This window comes from Conexibacter sp. S30A1 (assembly GCF_023330665.1).
Lineage (GTDB): Bacteria > Actinomycetota > Thermoleophilia > Solirubrobacterales > Solirubrobacteraceae > Palsa-465.
This window is the reverse complement of sequence record NZ_CP097127.1, coordinates 2,865,193-2,881,917: the sequence shown is the minus strand read 5'-3', so window position 1 is coordinate 2,881,917 and position 16,725 is coordinate 2,865,193. Positions and strand designations below refer to the sequence as shown.

Sequence of the window (16,725 nt, the reverse complement as noted above, 5' to 3'; positions counted from 1 at the left end):
CGGCTGGTCCGGCATGACCGTGCACAGCTCCTGTCGGGTGCCCGGCTTCAGTAACCGCCGCATTAACAGTCACCTGCATGAGGCATCGGCTATTCTTTCCTCTAAGCGGCCGCTCGCGCCTAGAGGTGAGCCTAGACCACGTGATCGCTTTGCGGTTAAACGTAACAGAGCTCATCGCCGCTCACCCTATGAACGTACTCTCAAGCGCACTACTGATCATATTGATTGCCGTGACCAAGGAAACAATAGCCAGCGCTGGAAACAGGGTTTCCCACCAATATCCGGCAGACAGATACTGATAGCTTGCAGCAATGTCGGCTCCCCAGTCTGGCGTCGGCGGCTGCACTCCGAGGCCGAGGAACGATAGCGATGCAACGGTAAAGATCGCATAACCCAGTCTGATTGTGAACTCTACGAAAATCAGTGGCAGGACGTTGGGAAGCATTTCGACAAACATCACGTACGGTCCGCTTTCGCCCCGCAGTCCTGCCGCGGCAACGTAGTCCAGCTCCCGCTCGGCCAGCGCAGCCGTCCGCACCGTACGAGACACGATCAATGCGAAGGCTAACCCGATCACGATCACGAGCGTCGCTGTCGACGGTCCCAGCGCCACGATGAACAAAAACGCAACAATCACGGTGGGCAAGGCTAAGCCAGCTTCCACCAGCCTGCCCGTGATCATGTCAGCGACCCCTCGATAGTACGCTTGAGCCAGACCCAGTACCGTACCGCCCACGACGCCAACGCCAGTGGCCAACGGAGCGATGATCAAAATCGTCCGCGAGCCGGCGATGACCCGCGATAGCACGTCGCGGCCGAGATTGTCGGTCCCGAACCAGTGCGCCAGTGACGGGGCTTGATTGATCGCGTTGAAGTTCTGCACCAGGGGACCGTACGGCACGAATAGCTCCCCGAATGCTGCGCACACGACCCAGAACAGGAGCACCACGCCCCCAGCTTGGAACGCGCGTGACCGGAACAGCATCGTCCATCGCGGGTTCTCGAGCTCGTGTCTGGCGGTCTTACGGGCTTCGCCGCCGGTGACGCCGCCCAGGTCACCGCGCTCGCCCTGCGGCTCAGTCGTCTGCGTAGAGCGCACGTTCATGATGGCTATCAGACCGCCGGTCTAAGATAGGGAGCAGCATCAGTCGCTCGCTTCGAAGCGGACGCGGGGATTGAGGACTACGTAAAGCACGTCCGCGATCAAAGTGCCGAGCACGAAAACCACACCGATTACGAGGACTCCGGCCTCAAGCATAGGGAAGTCCTTGTACTGCGCTGCCTGATAGATTAGTCGGCCGAGCCCAGGATAGTTGAATAGGGTTTCTATTACGACAAGCCCGCCGATCAAAAAGCTCACCTCAGTTGCGATCACGGTGACTGCGGGCGACAACGCATTCCGCAACACGTGCCGACGGACGACTTGCCAACGCGGGAGTCCTTTCAGTGTGGCGGTCCGAACGTAGTCTGACTCGAGGGCATCGACCATGCCCGCGCGCGCCACCCTGAGGATGTACCCAAAGATGACACCGTCTAGTGACAACGCGGGCAAGAGGAGGGATACCAGTCTGCTACCGAAGCTGCCCTGGGCTTCGGCCTCAACGGGTAGCCACTTCAGGCCTAGTGCAAATACGACGATCAGGATCGTGCCCGACACAAACTCAGGCACTGTAGCGAGTGAAGACCCAAGCGTCGTGATTATCCAGTCTAGGCGTCTGCCTCGGTATAGCGACGTGACTACGCCTGCGGCCAGCGACGTTGGCACCACAATCACGAATGCCAAGCCTCCCAGCTCAAGTGAGCGAAGCAACGCGGGCCATAAGAGGCCAGCAACGGGTGCGCGATACTCATACGATTCGCCAAGATCGCCGTGCAAGATGCCACCGGACCAGCGAAGGTATTGGGTAAACAGCGACCTGTTCAAACCGAGTTGTTTGTCGAGAGCCGCAACAGCAGCGCGTGACGCGCTGTTGCCGAGGATCTCTCGCCCTGGACTGCCCGGGAGGACTTGACCCGCTACGAAAACGAGAATCGTGAGCAACACCAGCGTCAGCAGCGCCGCGCCGACACGCTTGACTACATAAATGAATATGTGTCACGCACCTAGGTTCGACCAGCACTCCGGTTCATGTCGCGCCAGCCTGCGCCGCGGCCAGGTGGCACGCGAATGATTTCTAGCCTCATGGGCGACCGTCCTGAACAGCAGGAGCGATGCCAGCTAGGCAGTGCAAGAGTGCGTGGGATGCGATCACATGCAACTCAGCGGCCCCGGGCGGGACGGCCATAAACGACAGCCCGGCGAGCCGTTGCCGGCCGGCTGCTCGTGCGAGCGCCTCCACCATTAAAATGAGTTCGTCGGCGCTCGGCCCGAAGGGCTCGCCGACGAAGCTTGGATTCGAGCCCATATCCAGGACATCAACGTCGATCGCGATCCATACGGCGGGCGTCTCCGCCACCACCTCCGCGGCCCACGCAGCGGCCCATTCTGCAAAGCCCGCCTGCCGGGCGCGGCCTATCGCACCTGGGTCCAGAATCTGCGCCCGCTCAACGCCAAGATCTCGGAATCGGTCAACCACACGCTTGTCGTTAACCGGTCCGCGCAGCCCTACGTGGTAGAAGCGGCGCGCATCGATGTCCGGTCGTTCGAGCATTTGATGCACCCAACTACTTCCCCAGCTTGAGAACGCGGGGTCCTCAGCACGCCAGTCGCCAGGCCTGTTATCACCATGCGCGTCAAAGTTGACGATGGTGACCTCACCGTCCGCCTCTTGAGCGATTCCGCTGATCACTGGGTACGAGGATGGGCCCGCATTACCGCCATAGCTGATCACCACGCATCCGGCGCGTCTGATGGCGCGCGTGCGCGCCTCGATTCGCTGCAGCATCTCCTCCATGTCGCCGCTCACAGCGACATCGCCAGAATCAACCAGCTTCACACGATCGAAGATTGCCATGTTCAATTCAAGTAGGAACCCACCGCGATGGCGTAACGACGCCCGTCGGAATATCCCTGGACTCATACCCGTTACCCCGAAGTTCGCGCCGCCCCCCGTGAACGCAAGATCGGGTCGCACGGGTGCCGCCCACGGGATTCCCATGAACACCGCGTCAGCATCCTGAAACCCATCGTCCTCACGAACAAACGGTCTTCCGTATGCCGTGGGGGTACTACTGCCAATCATGGGCAGCGCCAGGCTCACCCAATCGCGATCGTTCGGTTGCATTCCCTCACCGCCTTGCGCTAATAGTCGATGCCGCCATCGGCGCCACATCTAGCCCGTTGTGGGTCGCGTTCACGCTGGCGTCACTCCTTCGTCATGTTCCAATAGAACAGGCCACCCGGCACCGGGAACACGCCTAGCGTGCCTTTGCCCATGGCGGTTAAACTGTTCGCGAAATAAGGCACCGTCACCGGAGTCTGGTCTAACAGCAATGTCTCGATCTGCCCAGCGAGCCGCCGTTGCACCGCCAGATCTACTGTTCCTACGAGTTTCACCGCGAGCTCGTCGCATCTCTGATTGCTGAAGTGAGCACTGTTCCAAGCACCGCGCCCCGTCTTCGGGTCGTACGTCATCAGCGTCGCGTCCAGCAACGTGCTTGGCACTGTGTCCCGACCGAAATAAGCCATGCTGACCGTCGTGTCTAGCCACGGCGATTGTCCGAACGTCGCCGACCCATAATACTCGCTGGCCGCCATCACAGATAGTTCGAGATCGATGCCAATTCGTGCTGCGCTCTCCTTGTAGATTTGCGCGACCTCCGGCGCCGAGAGCGAATCCACCACCGCCATTTGCGCCTTGAACCCTCGCGACACGCCAGCGGCCGCGAGCAGTTTCCGCGCCTCGCTCAAGTTCTGATGCCGCTGCGGCACGTCACGATTAGTCGACGGGTAAACAGGCGCAAACGGACTATCATTCCCAACCTGAGCGTGCCCCTTGAAGATCGCCCTGACGATTCCCGGACGGTCCAGCGTAAGCGCCAGCGCCTGACGGACCAGCTTATCCCTGAACGCTCCCGCGTCACATCGCATCGACGTCATGTTGTTGTTCGAGGCCGCCTTCGAAACGACGTTGTAGCCGCCCCCAAGGAGCTGGGGGCTATTGGCTACCGAAAAGCTGTCATCCACATCTATGTCGCCACCAGACAGAGCTGCAGTCTCCGCTTGCTCGTCCGAGAAGTAACTCAGAACGATCGCCGCCGGTTTAGCCGGACTTCCCCAATAGTGTGGATTGCGCACGAACTTACCCCCAAGCTGGTCTGAGTAGCTCACCATCTTGAAGTGTCCAGTGCCAGGGAGTTCCCGGTTGAACTTCGCCCAGTCGTACCCGCGCGGAACAATACACACGTTTCCGTTTTGCTGCGACACGCCGAGGTTCGGCCAGGCCGCGACAGGACTCTCGAGCGCGAAGCGGACATAATGGTCGCCTACCTTATGGACCCCATCTGGTGTTAGCACGCCACCGAAGATGGAGGCAGCGTTGACGCCGATCTTTGGGTCGGCTTGCTGCTTGAACGTGTACACGATGTCATCGACTGTCATGGGCGTCCCGTCGTTAAACTTGACGCCGCCACGGATCTTGAACGTCCAGACCGTCGCATCGTGATTAGAGACCCAGCTTTCTGCGAGCCACGGGTGTACTGTAAGGTCGTAGTCGACAAGCGTCAGCCATTCGCCCACCAACTGCATCGTCTCAAATGCCCCGCTGGTAGAAGCGGTAAGGGGATTGACTGGGCCACCAGGCGCGCTCTGGCCGGCGCGGATAGTCGCACCAACCCCTCTCGCGGCGCGCGCGAGCCCGCGCGGTGTCGAAGCGACCGCAGATCCCTCTGAGCCCTGCAGGATTGCTCCCACTACTGACAGTGAGATTCCCGCCGTAGTTGCGTGGCGTATGAAGTCTCGTCTAGAGAGATGACCGTCGACGAATTCGTCTATGATGTGCTCTTGGACTGGTGACCCTTGGCGTCGATAGCGCTCGAGCCGGCTGCTGGCGTCTGACATAGTGATCCTCCCTTTGTTGCAGCTTGACCTGGCTGTGACGCTGCGGACCGGCAGCGTCGTAGATACTGTTTTTTTGTGGCGTCGTTACTCGTGGCGTCGTCGTTGGGCTCGTGCGTACTTTGGCACGGGGGCACATGGGTCCTTGGGTCCGAAACGAACTCAAGCCCTCCCCGGTCGACGCGAACGACTGTTACTGGTACTTCCATCGGCTGGTGCCGCTTTGACGGCATCGGCGTCATTGGGGCTAAAGGGCGACGGCTCTATCGTTTGGCCAGCCGCAATAACGGGCGCATCTACGCTGATTAGGTCGGCATACTTTGTCCCAGTGCCGGTGTTCACGGCGACGACGGTGCTGTCGGTGTCGAGCCATCCGCTATCACGCAGTTTTGATACAGCAGCGACGGTCGCTGCGCCTTCTGGGCAAACAAAGCAGCCCTCTGTGGCGGCGAGACTGAGTTGGGCTGCGAGTAGTTCCTCGTCGGTGACACTGATCGCGGTCCCGCCCGATTCATACAACGCGTCTAGAATGAGAGCGTCACCTAGGGGGTTAGGAACAGTGATGCCGAATGCGACGGTGTGCGCGTTGCTCCACGCCTCAGCACGGCGCGCTCCCTGCTGAAAGGCCCGCACAATGGGGGCGCAACCAGCAGCCTGCACTGCGACGAGCTTCGGAACGGTGCCATCGGTCCAACCGAGCTCGCGCAGCTCCAAGAATGCCTTGTGCATGCCAATGAGACCAACGCCCCCACCCGTGGGGTATACGATGACCTCGGGTAGGCGCCAGCAAAGCTGCTCGGCGAGTTCTAGGCCCATCGTCTTTTTACCCTCCAGCCGGTATGGCTCCTTGAGGGTCGAGACGTCGAAGTACGGGGCGTTCACGCCTGAAATTAGCGGTTTGAGGGCCGCGCCCGCATCGCCGATCAAACCTTCGACCAGATACAACTCGGCGCCCGCTGCAAAACATTCGCTGCGCGGGATCGGGGGGGCGTCGACCGACATTGTGATGGCAGCCCGAATCCCGGCCCGCGCGGCGTACATCGCCCAAGCCGCGCCGGCATTGCCGTTCGTGGGCATCGCAATGCGGCCGATCCCCAACTCCGACGCACGCGACACACCCACCGTAGCCCCGCGCGCTTTGAAGCTCCCGGTGGGCAATAGCCCTTCGTCCTTAAGCATGAGGCGCTTCAGGCCCAGTTCCGCTCCGAGCCGGCTTAACGGCAGGAGAGGCGTCAGCCCTTCCCCAAGCGTCACAATATGCGTCGGGTCTCGCACTGGCAGCAGCTCGTGGTAGCGCCAAAGGTCTGGACTGCGTGTCGCAAGGAACGCGGGGCCTCGAAGGTCTGTGGCTAGTGCCGCCAAGTCGTATCGCGCAAGCAGCGGTGCCCCGCACGAGCACAGGCCCTGAACCTTGTCCGGGTCATACACCCGGTCGCATGCGCTGCATTCAAGTGTCTCCAAATAGCTGAACCGGGCGCTCATTTATGTGTCGGGTCCTCGTTCAGCAAATTCGCAACACGCGCGCGGTCACGTTCCCCGAGTCGGACGCTACCCGCTGCGTTTTCTAGTACAGAGCGGAGATGCGCTCGACACACGCCGCGAGCACCGTTTCCGTCGTGATCTGCAACCGCCCGAGCCATGGCGATGTGCTGACCGAGCCACACTCTCGGTAGGCGTTCGTCGCTCCACGCGCGGTCCCTCACTGACCGCCAGAGGCGTCCGTCAGTTCGTCGCAGTAGCGTCTCCGCCGCTTCAGCCAGCACTCGGTTACGACAGATCCGCACCAGCGCGCGATGCAACGCTAGGTCACTACAGCAATCAAGCGAGTCTCGAACCAACGCGAGTTCCATCCCCTCAAGTGAGCGGTCGACCGTAGCCAGACCTCCCGCGATGGGATCGACAGCTGCGTGGTAGAGCACCTCGGGCTCAATCACTAGTCGCGCCTCGAAAACATCCACGATGTCTGACGGCCGCTCGATCAGTGACGTCGCGATGGGGCCTTGACCTACCGCCGCTGCCGACACAACGACCGACCCGGCGCCGCGTGTACTCTCGATATACCCGCTGAAATGCAGCGAGCACAGGGCTTCCCTCACCGTTGGACGGCTGACGTGAAACTGCTTCGCAAGGACGGCTTCACTTGGTAGGCGGGTGCCTACTGCGATCTCGCCGGTCTGGATCATTGAAGCGAGCGCGCTAGCAACCTGAAGCGCCACCGGCACTGATCGGTCTACTGCGCTGATCTGTAGATCATCGCGCTCCCGCGCGCGCGCCGCCCTGCCCGCGGAGTCCCCGCTGTGCGTACGTTCCGCAAAATGAGCTGCCTCCATCGAGACGCCATGCTACCTGGTTGCCTGGCAGCTTGTCAAGCTAAGATCAAAACGGGGCCGCCGGGCACCCGGTGAGACCCGTTGAGTCCCGATCGGCTCAACTAGCTGTTCCGGCTGCGGGTTCGCGTTACCTCGATATTGGAGGGGTTTTGCGATGGCGCCGGCCCTGTTAGGGGCGCTCGGACCGTTCTACGAGCCTGAGGCGATGTCCGCCCTTCCGGTCACCGCGACTCCCGGCGGCTCGACGCCGGCCGGCTCGGCGCCCCCGGGGCTGCTGCGGCAGTTCACGCGAAACTGGCACGATTGAATCAACCTTGCCGACCGCTGGTTTGCGGAGCTGATTACCGCGCACCTTCAATGTGGCCCACACCGTTCCGTGCGAGCGCTGATAGCAGCCGGCGAGACTGCATCGTCGCCGAAAAGCGAGAATCTCCGCAGTTTCATCTAGACGAACCGGCCGCGCAGCTCCTCGACTCATGAAGGACGCCTGCAACCGAATCAACCAAACCGCAGACTGAGCGCGGGTTGCGCCCAGACCGAACTCGATAGTGGTGTATGATAGGCGCTGAGTAAGTGTCGTTCTGACATACCTGAACTCAGACAGTGGAGAGCGGCCCGGACCTAAAGGGAGCGACGTCGATCCTGACATCCTAGTCAGAAGGTTCAGTGCTCACGTCCCGTGTGGCTCACGCTGAGGGCGGCGCGGTGACGCGGTCGGCATGTGCGTTCTTGACCTCGGGCCACCAGTGGATCAACACACACGTCACGTGCTCGACTAGGACGGTTTGGGTCGCATGCACCTAAAGGCTGTCAACCCAAACAAGCTTGGGAGGCATGTTGTACAACAGCCCAGGAGCTGCAGCCGATGACAACCACGGGCGCGACGTTGACGTATATGAGCCACGCGGAGCGCTGGACAGCCATGCCGCGGTGGACCCAGTCGCGGTCGACGCCGGGGCTCCACGCGTGGCGTCGGGGGGAACGGATCTGAAACTCGTCGATCCACTGCGGTTGGAGCTGCTCCTCGCCTCTGGCCGGGAGCGCCGGGAGGGCGTCGCCGCTCCCCGGTGCCGCGCCGACAGCGTGCGTCTGCTCCGAGGTGCGCAGTGGCAGTGCCTCGATCGACCGTTGGCGCGGGCGAAATCGATCCAGAGCAAGCACCCGATGGCCGCCATTGATGGCGACGTGATGCCGTTAGTAGTGGGCCCAGCCTGCCTCAATGGCGCCAGTCCTAGAGTCCCGGGGCTGGCGCTGCGCTCCACTCTGATCGGCACCGGTTGTGGAGTCCGCTCGTTCACATGACCGAGAAGCCATCAGTCAGGCCCAGCGGAGATCGTGCGGTGCTTTTACAGCTCGCAAGGAACCGAGACGTGCACGCAGTTACCCGTGCTGCGCGGATGCATTGGGGCGGCGAACTCAGAGACGTCGTGCCCGGCCACAGCACCGTTCTGCTCGTTTGGGAGACTGCGCGGCCTGACGTACGTGCTGTCACGTCGTTCCTGGGCCAATTCGCTGAACAAGGAAATTGGCTCGGAAATGGCGCAAGCGCGTCTGCCGAAGCTGCAGCTGAGCCGGTCATCATCCCTGTCCGCTACGACGGACCCGATCTGCCCAACGTCGCCGCTCGGCTAGGCATCTCGGAAGGCGAGGTCGTTCGGCTACACAGCACGGCGCGATACACCGTCGCGTTCAGCGGCTTCGCGCCAGGGTTCGCCTACCTGGTCGGCGGCGACCCACGGCTGAACCTGCCGCGCCTTGCGGTCCCACGGACCGACGTTCCAGCTGGATCCGTGGCCGTGGCCGCTGGCTATTCAGGCATCTACCCGCGCCGCTCGCCAGGTGGCTGGAACCTGCTCGGCCGTACGGAGGTCGTGCTATTTGACCCTGAGCGTGAGCCTCCGGCACTGCTCACGCCGGGGATGCACGTGCAATTCGAGCCGCGCCCGCTGGCGAGATCATGACGATACTCGAGGTCATCTCCTCTGGTCCACTTACCACAATCCAGGACCTCGGCCGTCCCGGTCTTGCGCACATCGGCGTCCCTCGCTCAGGCGCCGCAGATCGGCCGGCACTGCGCCTCGCAAACACCTTGGTTGGCAACCGAGCGGACGCACCCGCACTCGAGACGACACTTATAGGCCCTAGGCTCCGAGTGCGCGGAGCGGTTGTAATCGCGCTGACTGGCGCCCCGGTACCAGCACGCGTCGGCGGCAATTCGATCCCGATGAACACGGCAGTAGCGATCGGCGACGGGGAGGTCCTCAGCATTGGCACGGCTCGCACCGGCCTGCGGACCTACGTAGCGTTCGCTGGCGGCATCGCCGTCCCCCTGACACTCGGAAGCGCCGCCACTGACCTGCTGACCGGCATCGGGCCAGCACCGCTAGCACCCGGTGACGCTCTCGAGCTCGGCGCCGCGTCAGCCCTAACGGATTCGCCGCGCGGTGGCACGATAGAGGAGACCACCCATGTGATATCGCATGCGCCGCACTCGACCCAACCCGCCGGCCAAGCGCTGCTCCAGATCTCCTTCGGTCAGCGTGACGACTGGTTCACCGCTGCCGCCTTACGGCGGTTGACCGCGGATCCGTTCACCGTTACACCTGAATCGGGCCGCATCGGCCTTCGCCTTTCCGGCCCGCTACTTGAGCGCGCGCGCGACGGTGAGCTACCGTCCGAAGGCATGATCGAAGGTGCGATTCAAGTGCCGCCGAGCGGCCACCCAATCCTGCTGCTGACCGACCACCCCACGACCGGTGGCTACCCTGTCATTGCAACCGTACTCAGCGGCAGCCTGCCGCTGGCCGCCCAACTCAGGCCAGGTCAGAAGCTGAAGTTCACCACAAGCGACAGGGCATTCGAGTCGTGTGGCGTGTGCGGTCTTGGGTGACGACGATTGTCTGCTCGTGGTTGTCCGGGTCCTCGGTGACGGAACGGCGCGCGAAGTGGCAGCCGTCGGGAAACTCATCTGGTCCGTGGTGTGCGACGAACTGGGGTTCGCGTCCGTCCGGCTAGCGACGTTCCTGGACTGTGTTGTCGGGCGTCTCGGTCGGGCTGTGGACGAAAGTGCTGGGCTTGTCTGGCGGCTAGTCGGCGGCCACCACCGGCCGATGCCCCGGGTGCTTCGTAGGCGCGGATGTGGCAGATGCCTTGCATGCCGCCGATGCCCGGAAACGTCAGCAGTAGCTCCCACTCAAGCTGCATCACGCCGATCCTAACGCCGGCCGTTCACGGTCTGAAGAAACCTCAGGTCTCGCTGCGGCTGGCTGTCCGGGTGAGAGTTCGTGTCGGGACCGCAACCCGGCCTGCCGGCAGCGGGCGCGCAGCAACAGTGACGCTCGTTCCGGCAGGCATGGTCTGCGCCGTGATGGAGCGGAAGTGGTGCTCATAGCTCGTGACCGGATGTCCGATCCCGTGTGCGCAACTCCGGTTCCCGCTCCGGTCCGTCTGGCTCGATGACGGCTCTCCCGGGCCAGACACGTCGTGTATCGCCCTTGCGCCTGTCGTCGTGGCCGATGTTGATTGAGGGTGCGGGTGCCGGTCCGCCACTGTCGCGCGCGACTCCGCCATGCTCACTGTTGTTCTCTTGCGGGTCGTGGTCCAGTACCGCGGGATCGCGCTCCGGCTCACGGTCACGTCGTATAGGTGGCAGTGTCTGCGACCTCGCATGCCTCGGTGGCGTCCGGTCGGGTTCGTACTCGATCTCGTTGCGCCTGCCCGGCACGACCCGTTGACCGTCGGCTTCAAGCTCCGCGATCGCTCTGACCGTCGTTTCGTGTGCGAGGGGGGTGTTGATCGATGGGACCTCCGGCTCGGTTTGGCCGACCCGCTCAGCAAGCCGCGCCAGCGGATCCACGGCTGGCGTCGTCTGGTCGATGTCAGGGGCGTGGTAGATGTGTGTTTGCGCTCGTGCGCGGGTGATCGCGACATAGGTCCCTTCCCGGGTCGCCTGGGTGGTGATGATCACGTGTGTGGTGTCGGTGGTGTGGCCTTGGGCGGGGAACGGGTGCTGCACATACGCCAGCCTGAGATCCGCTTGCTCGACCTGCTGGTGGTCGAGCTTCACGCGAGCCCCGTCAGCGAGACGCAGCTCAACCTCATGCCGCTCAGCATCCACGGCCGTGACTGTTGCGTTGGTGCCGTTACGGACCGGGCCGTGGCCGGGATGGTTGATCGTGTGCCGGACCTGGATCTCGTCGCCCTCGTGTAGCTCATACGGCCTGCCGGGGATCTCAAGCCCGTGCTCGCCGAGCTGGCGGTGTTGTTTGCGGATCGCCTGCGCACGTGCGTTCAGCTGTTGAGCGACACGCTGGATGGTGACGGTTGGGCCCTCAAACGTCGTTGAGCGTGGTGATGTGATCGGATGCTGGTCGCGGTCAACGCCAGGATCGTGGTGATGACCGGCCGGGTCGCGGTAGTCGTCCGCAATTTGCGGGTGCTGGCCGCTGCCCTGCCGCCAGCGGTGATGCTGCTTATCACCATGCTGGTGGCGGCGTTTGCCGGTGCGACCGGGGTCTGATATGCCTTCCAACACGAGTTCCCCCGGGGGCCTCGTGGGAGGGGCCGTTGGGAGCGTTGGCCAGGTGAGGAGCGTGGTGTGGTGTGTGCGTGATGGCGATGAGCGCAGAGCAGGTGGTGGCGGAGGATGATCTGGTGGCTGGGCGTTTGTGTTGCCCGGTTTGTGACGGGCCGCTTGCGCCGTGGGGGTTTGCGCGCGAGCGCACCGTGCGCCTGCTTGATGAGACACGCTTGCTGCGGCCACGGCGAGCGTGCTGTCGGCGCTGCGAGCGGACACACGTGCTGCTTCCAGCCTGGGCGCTCGCGCGTCGGCGCGACGGAACGGAAGTGATCGGCCGGGCGCTTTTGGCCAAGGCCAATGGTCAGGGTCACCGCACGATCGCCGTGACGCTGGGGCGCCCGGCGGGAACTGTGCGTGGCTGGTTGCGGACCTTCACGCGCCGCGCCGGGGCGATCACCACGACCGCCCGCCTGTGGGAGCGTGTGCTTGACCCGTCAGCCGACCAACAGATCGTGTCCGGCCCGCCGCTGGTTGGGGCCGTTGACGCGCTCGGTCGAGCGGCCCGGGCATGCCGGTCACGGCTGAAGCTCACCGCGTCACCGTGGGAGCTTGCTGTGGTGTTGACGGGCCTGTTGCACGGGCCGGGACGCGACCCACCAGGGTTCTGAGACCCCGGGGTGTTGGTGGCCACGCGCGGTGGGTCGCATCGCTCGGACCGCACACGCCCGCACCCCGACAACATCCCGCGTCCTGGCGCTACGCCCCTGCCGAGCGATCAACAGCGAAAGCGAAGCGGTCACAGACGCGCAACGCACCACCACACGCCCCCGTGCCCCCTGTTTCTCTTCCTTGCCGCCGTTCCCAGGGCCACAGGAGCACGCTGCAAGGGGCTTTGGTCGTTCGGTCGTTCATAACCCAGATCATCACCCCCGATGACGCGATCATCACCATCCAGCATGTCCGTCAACATCAGCTCATCCAAATGCTCATTCGAGGTTTGCGCGATCACGAGCGTCGTCTTCCCCTGTTCCCGGTCTTGGTGGGCGGCTTCGAGTGCCTGGTCCTCGACCAGGCGCTGGTTCTCTGCTTGGTGGATCCGGTCGCGGGCTGCGTAGGTGCGGATCGCAAGCTCGGTCTCGCCTTTGCGAAACAGGGTTTGGCTGTGACGGTCACCAGGGTCCTGGGCGCGCTGGTTGACCGTGAGCGCCACCAGGGCGCCTGTGTGCCGGGTCATGGTCTCGATCCGGTCCCAGAGGCCGCCGGCACCGACCGGCTGGTTTTGTTGCGGGTCCCCAACAGCAATCAACCTCGCACCAGCGACCTCCACGGCGTGCAGCAACCGGAGCTGCTCACGGGTTGACGCCAGGGCGGCCTCATCATGGATCACCGTTGTGTCCGGCCCAAGCTCGATCCGGCCGTGGTTGAGGGCGGCATGCAAACCGACGGTCGAATACGCGACGCACTGAACGCCGTGTTCCTGTAGCTCGCTGGCGAGTCGTTCCGCGGCTGCGGCAGCGGTGCTTGTCACAACTATCCGGCGGCCCGCGTTCTGGTGTGCGCGCGCGATGCCGGTCAGGGTGGTGCTCTTCCCCGTCCCGGCATGCCCCACAATGACCACGAGCGGGTGCTCACCGCACGCCAGGGCAATCGCGGCACGCTGCTCGTTGGAGAGCCGTCCGCCATAGGCGGCGAGCTCTTGATCAAGCCGCCCCGTCTCACGCCTGGTGGTCTCTTCAGGGATCGGCGTGACCGTGGTGGTGCTGAGGCGCTGGGTGATCGTGATCACCGCACGCTCATACCCGCGATGGTCTTTGGTGGTGCCGCTCCCGTCCGCCAACAACAGAATCTCACCGCTGGCTCTGAGCGCCCGGAGCTGGTCCAGCGCCGCGAGGATCGGGGTGCCCGCTGACTGCTCAAGCGCGGCTGCCCTCGCTTCGCGGGCGGCGAACGTGGAGTCGAACTCGGTGAGCGCGACCAGCACCTGTTCGGGGCTTGCCGGCTGAAGGATCGTTTTGGGTGTGTGGCGCAACACTTCGAGGCGTTCGCGGCTGATCCGATGCCGGATCGCTTCCCGCTGCCATTCGCTGTCGAGGTCCTGGGTGGTGGCCGGCACCTTCACGCTACGGGTCAGAGTGCCCATCAGCCGGTCCTGTTTCGGCGGCAGCTGCCCGGTCGCATGCAACCGCTCAAGCTCGATGATCGCCTCCTCCGCTTCTGGGCCACCGTGGGTGATCAGCGTCTGTAGCGCACGCTCCCGGTCGGTGAGCCGCTCACGGATCGCGGCCTTGACCTGGTGGTGGCGACTCGACCAGCGGTCAAGCAGGCTCTGCGGGATGCTTGCGATCTCGAAGTACCGGCCACCACGACCCGTGCCACGCACAATCTGAAACCCAAGGGCCTGCAGCTCACGCGCAAGCTCTGTCCGGTACGCAGCACCGATCTCACGCTGGTGCACAAGCCAGGAACGCGAGTCGATCGCCACCAAACGGCCGTCCCGTCTGACGGCGGCGTGCAAGAGGACGTGGGAGTGCAGTTGCGGGTCGGGGAGCTGACCTGAGACCGCGCGGGCGGTGGTGTGCCGCCAGCTCGTCGCAACAAGCCCCGTTGCTTTCTCGTGGATCACCTCGGTGGAGTTGACACGCCGGCGCAACATCGGCACCTGCCCTGTCGCATAGGAGAGCGCACGGTCAACCGCGGTCTCGTGCGCCCGCTCGATCTTCTGACGGAACTCCCGGTCGCTGATGGCCCAGGCAGCGCTCACGGACTTCGGTGCAGAGAAGGTTGCGTCCACAGCCGCGACCGCCTCACCCGAGCCGCCGGTGCGCCTGAGCTGCTCACCGTTGTCTGGGCGTCTGACCGCCATCAGCGCTCTGAGCTGCTCCCCGGTCACCGGTCCTGACCCGTCGAGGCTGAAGCGTTCAGCACCGGTCACCCAGCGGCCTGGTGCCTCGACCCGTTCGCCGTCTTTGAGGTAGTAGTCCCCAAGCTCCGCTGAGCGGGTCTTGCCGTCCAGATACTCGGCGTACCCGCCCGCGCCGCTACCGGTGATCTTCGCGACCGTCAACAACCCAACCACCCGTGGACCCGAGCGCCCAGTGGCCCGATCAACAGCGACACACTCCACGCACTCGGTGCTCGGCCCGCAAGTTGTCCTACTTGTCCGGGTCGCCCTTGACTGAACCGGCCCGTGTCCGGGGTGGTCCGGGGGCTCCGGCTCAGGGTGGAATCCGCCTGCTGTGCGATTGGCCGGTGCATCATGCACAAACCAAGGCTCAGCTCGCGAGTTTTTCTTCGATCCGGGGCCGTAGAAACCGCCATGCGCGCCCGAACCGGGACGCGGGAATCTCCCCGCGCCTGGCGAGGTAGTACACGGTTGAGACTGGGAGCTGGAGAAGCTCCGCGACCTCTATGGCGGTCATCACCTCATCGCGTGTGAGGCCGTGGAGCCGTGGGGTGGCTGGCGCATGAGCGCCGGTGTAGGTGGTGCTGGTGGGCATGGCCAAAACATGCACCAGACGCCGGGACGGCTCAAGGACGTCTTGGGACGTCTTGCAAGACGTCTACGGACAACTTGGACATCTTCAGGACAACTTCCGGCCACCTTCACGGCCCGGACCGCGTAAAGTCCTGCAAGAAGCCACTTTCAAAGTTGTCCGCAGCCGCACTGGTCTGCTGGCGGTCGAGAACCGCCAAAACGAGCTGGACCACGCCGGTCTCGCGCCGGGCGCGGCCAGCACCACCAGCACCGCCGCCAAGACAGCACAGTTATCCGTGCCTTCGCAACAGTGCCGCTGGCCTCCCCTGCAAGACTTCACTTGCGGCGAGGAGTAGCCCGGCAAGCGAGCCTCCGCGCGGGCGGGGCACCTGCGCCACTCCGGCCTTGCGGCCTCGCGTGCCGCTGTACGGCCCCGTCTTGCGGCGGCGCCAGCTGGATGGCGGCGTTGCCGCAAGCCGTGTCCAATCCGGCGCGCGGTGTTTAGGCGACGCCTCTCCCGGCCGTTGTCCGCGGTCCGCCGGCCCGTTGACGAACTCGCTGGTCCCACAGCGGTGGGCGTGATGGCCCCCTTCCCGGACGGGTGGAATAGTGGCGCCGGCAGCCGGGCCGTCAAGGTCGCTTCGCTCCCTTACCCTCGCCTATGGCTCGGTGACCGCCCGGCCGTCCGGCGCAAGAACGCTGGGACGTCCGGGAAGGGGGCCGTGTCGCGGAGCTGTCAGGACGTCGGAAGCTGATGGCACGCGACTCGGGCCAAGCTGGTCTGTGGGCGAGGACCATCACAGGCGCGTCTTGACTTCGCTGTGGATGCCCGGTCCGTTAGTGCAGCCGTCGCTCTTTCATCACATCGCCCCCCGATGGTGCTCGTTGTTGGGGGTCAGGGGGCGTAGCGTCGGTGGAGCATCAGGCCGTTGCCTTCGGTGTCGTTGAAGAACGCCATTTTGCAAACGCTGGTGTCGTGCTCGCCTGAGAGCTGGACGCCGCGCTGCTGGAGGGCTTGCTTGGCTTCGGCGACGTCGGCGACGTGGAGTGCCAGTGGCGCGGTGTGCGGCGAGAAGGTTGCGCCCGTTCCGGTCGGGTCGATGAGGTAGACAGAGACGTTGCCGGTCTCGATCTCCGGCCAGTTCTCTTCCCAGTCGGGACTGTGCATGTCGAGCGTGTCGCGGTAGAACGCCTTGGCGCGTTCCATGTCCTTGACCGGGATCGAGCCCAAGTCGGTTCGTTGCGCGCTCGCGACCGGCGTGCTGGAGTCGGTGTTGGTCATGTGCCGCAGTATCCCAGTAACACGCCGCGGCGGCTTGGAAAAGTGCGACTCAGGTTGAAGCGCCCGATCACATCTCGTTCAGCCGGCGCGCTCACCGGCATGATCAGCGCCGCGCCTAATGCA

General features: G+C 63.9%; 14 protein-coding genes and 1 pseudogene. 4 read left to right on the top strand and 11 right to left on the bottom strand.

Features of this window, described 5'->3' with window-relative positions; translation table 11 throughout:
• Positions 1-181 precede the first annotated feature (181 nt).
• The 7 genes and pseudogenes from M3M54_RS13850 to M3M54_RS17065 form a co-directional block, all read right to left on the bottom strand.
• On the bottom strand, positions 182-1,105 hold the full coding sequence (locus M3M54_RS13850) for an ABC transporter permease (RefSeq protein ID WP_249019627.1): 924 nt from the start codon (positions 1,103-1,105) through the stop codon (positions 182-184).
• A gap of 39 nt (positions 1,106-1,144) precedes the next feature.
• Entirely contained in the window at positions 1,145-1,774 is a 630-nt protein-coding gene (locus M3M54_RS13845; RefSeq protein ID WP_249021782.1) for an ABC transporter permease, read from the bottom strand.
• Between the two features lie 93 nt (positions 1,775-1,867).
• A pseudogene (locus tag M3M54_RS17070) lies at positions 1,868-2,086 on the bottom strand (ABC transporter permease); the annotation flags it as partial.
• Positions 2,087-2,180: 94 nt separating this feature from the next.
• Positions 2,181-3,200: an arginase family protein gene (locus M3M54_RS13840; RefSeq protein ID WP_249019626.1), complete on the bottom strand. Its 1,020-nt coding sequence runs from the start codon at positions 3,198-3,200 to the stop codon at positions 2,181-2,183.
• Positions 3,201-3,304: 104 nt separating this feature from the next.
• Positions 3,305-4,687, bottom strand: a complete 1,383-nt coding sequence (locus tag M3M54_RS13835; protein WP_249019625.1) for an ABC transporter substrate-binding protein — start codon at positions 4,685-4,687, stop codon at positions 3,305-3,307.
• Positions 4,688-5,158: 471 nt separating this feature from the next.
• Positions 5,159-6,478, bottom strand: a complete 1,320-nt coding sequence (locus M3M54_RS13830; protein ID WP_249019624.1) for a threonine synthase — start codon at positions 6,476-6,478, stop codon at positions 5,159-5,161.
• On the bottom strand, positions 6,475-7,326 hold the full coding sequence (locus M3M54_RS17065) for a FadR/GntR family transcriptional regulator (protein WP_371878596.1): 852 nt from the start codon (positions 7,324-7,326) through the stop codon (positions 6,475-6,477). The genes M3M54_RS13830 and M3M54_RS17065 overlap by 4 nt, the downstream gene beginning before the upstream one ends.
• 154 nt (positions 7,327-7,480) lie before the next feature.
• On the opposite strand from M3M54_RS17065, the gene M3M54_RS13825 reads away from it, so the two are divergent.
• The 3 genes from M3M54_RS13825 (at position 7,481) to M3M54_RS13815 (ending at position 10,216) form a co-directional block, all read left to right on the top strand.
• Positions 7,481-7,633: a hypothetical protein gene (locus tag M3M54_RS13825; RefSeq protein WP_249019623.1), complete on the top strand. Its 153-nt coding sequence runs from the start codon at positions 7,481-7,483 to the stop codon at positions 7,631-7,633.
• 991 nt (positions 7,634-8,624) lie between these two features.
• Complete coding sequence (locus M3M54_RS13820; protein ID WP_249019622.1) at positions 8,625-9,287, top strand: allophanate hydrolase subunit 1; 663 nt, start codon at positions 8,625-8,627, stop codon at positions 9,285-9,287.
• Positions 9,284-10,216, top strand: coding sequence for a biotin-dependent carboxyltransferase family protein (locus M3M54_RS13815; RefSeq protein ID WP_249019621.1), 933 nt, complete (start codon positions 9,284-9,286; stop codon positions 10,214-10,216). Before M3M54_RS13820 ends, M3M54_RS13815 begins: the two co-directional genes overlap by 4 nt.
• 495 nt (positions 10,217-10,711) lie before the next feature.
• Here M3M54_RS13815 and M3M54_RS13810 read toward each other — a convergent pair whose 3' ends face one another.
• Entirely contained in the window at positions 10,712-11,857 is a 1,146-nt protein-coding gene (locus M3M54_RS13810; RefSeq protein WP_249019620.1) for a hypothetical protein, read from the bottom strand.
• 86 nt (positions 11,858-11,943) lie between these two features.
• Here M3M54_RS13810 and M3M54_RS13805 point away from each other — a divergent pair, with 86 nt between their 5' ends.
• Positions 11,944-12,513: a hypothetical protein gene (locus M3M54_RS13805; protein ID WP_249019619.1), complete on the top strand. Its 570-nt coding sequence runs from the start codon at positions 11,944-11,946 to the stop codon at positions 12,511-12,513.
• Between the two features lie 128 nt (positions 12,514-12,641).
• On the opposite strand, the gene mobF is transcribed toward M3M54_RS13805, so the two are convergent.
• From mobF to M3M54_RS13790, 3 genes are all read right to left on the bottom strand, one after another.
• Positions 12,642-14,921 (bottom strand): MobF family relaxase, encoded by a 2,280-nt coding sequence (mobF, locus tag M3M54_RS13800; protein WP_249019618.1) that lies wholly within the window; start codon positions 14,919-14,921, stop codon positions 12,642-12,644.
• A 196-nt stretch (positions 14,922-15,117) separates the two neighbouring features.
• Positions 15,118-15,342: a helix-turn-helix domain-containing protein gene (locus M3M54_RS13795; RefSeq protein WP_249019617.1), complete on the bottom strand. Its 225-nt coding sequence runs from the start codon at positions 15,340-15,342 to the stop codon at positions 15,118-15,120.
• A gap of 873 nt (positions 15,343-16,215) precedes the next feature.
• Positions 16,216-16,602, bottom strand: a complete 387-nt coding sequence (locus M3M54_RS13790) for a VOC family protein (protein ID WP_249019616.1) — start codon at positions 16,600-16,602, stop codon at positions 16,216-16,218.
• Positions 16,603-16,725 lie beyond the last annotated feature (123 nt).

Coding starts and splice junctions, on each gene's coding strand:
- M3M54_RS13850 (WP_249019627.1), bottom strand. CDS start 1,105: ATGAACGTGCGCTCTACGCAGACGACTGAGCCGCAGGGCGAGCGCGGT.
- M3M54_RS13835 (WP_249019625.1), bottom strand. CDS start 4,687: ATGCAGTTGGTGGGCGAATGGCTGACGCTTGTCGACTACGACCTTACA.
- M3M54_RS13830 (WP_249019624.1), bottom strand. CDS start 6,478: ATGAGCGCCCGGTTCAGCTATTTGGAGACACTTGAATGCAGCGCATGC.
- M3M54_RS17065 (WP_371878596.1), bottom strand. CDS start 7,326: ATGGAGGCAGCTCATTTTGCGGAACGTACGCACAGCGGGGACTCCGCG.
- M3M54_RS13825 (WP_249019623.1), top strand. CDS start 7,481: ATGGCGCCGGCCCTGTTAGGGGCGCTCGGACCGTTCTACGAGCCTGAG.
- M3M54_RS13820 (WP_249019622.1), top strand. CDS start 8,625: ATGACCGAGAAGCCATCAGTCAGGCCCAGCGGAGATCGTGCGGTGCTT.
- M3M54_RS13815 (WP_249019621.1), top strand. CDS start 9,284: ATGACGATACTCGAGGTCATCTCCTCTGGTCCACTTACCACAATCCAG.
- M3M54_RS13805 (WP_249019619.1), top strand. CDS start 11,944: ATGAGCGCAGAGCAGGTGGTGGCGGAGGATGATCTGGTGGCTGGGCGT.
- M3M54_RS13795 (WP_249019617.1), bottom strand. CDS start 15,342: ATGCCCACCAGCACCACCTACACCGGCGCTCATGCGCCAGCCACCCCA.
- M3M54_RS13790 (WP_249019616.1), bottom strand. CDS start 16,602: ATGACCAACACCGACTCCAGCACGCCGGTCGCGAGCGCGCAACGAACC.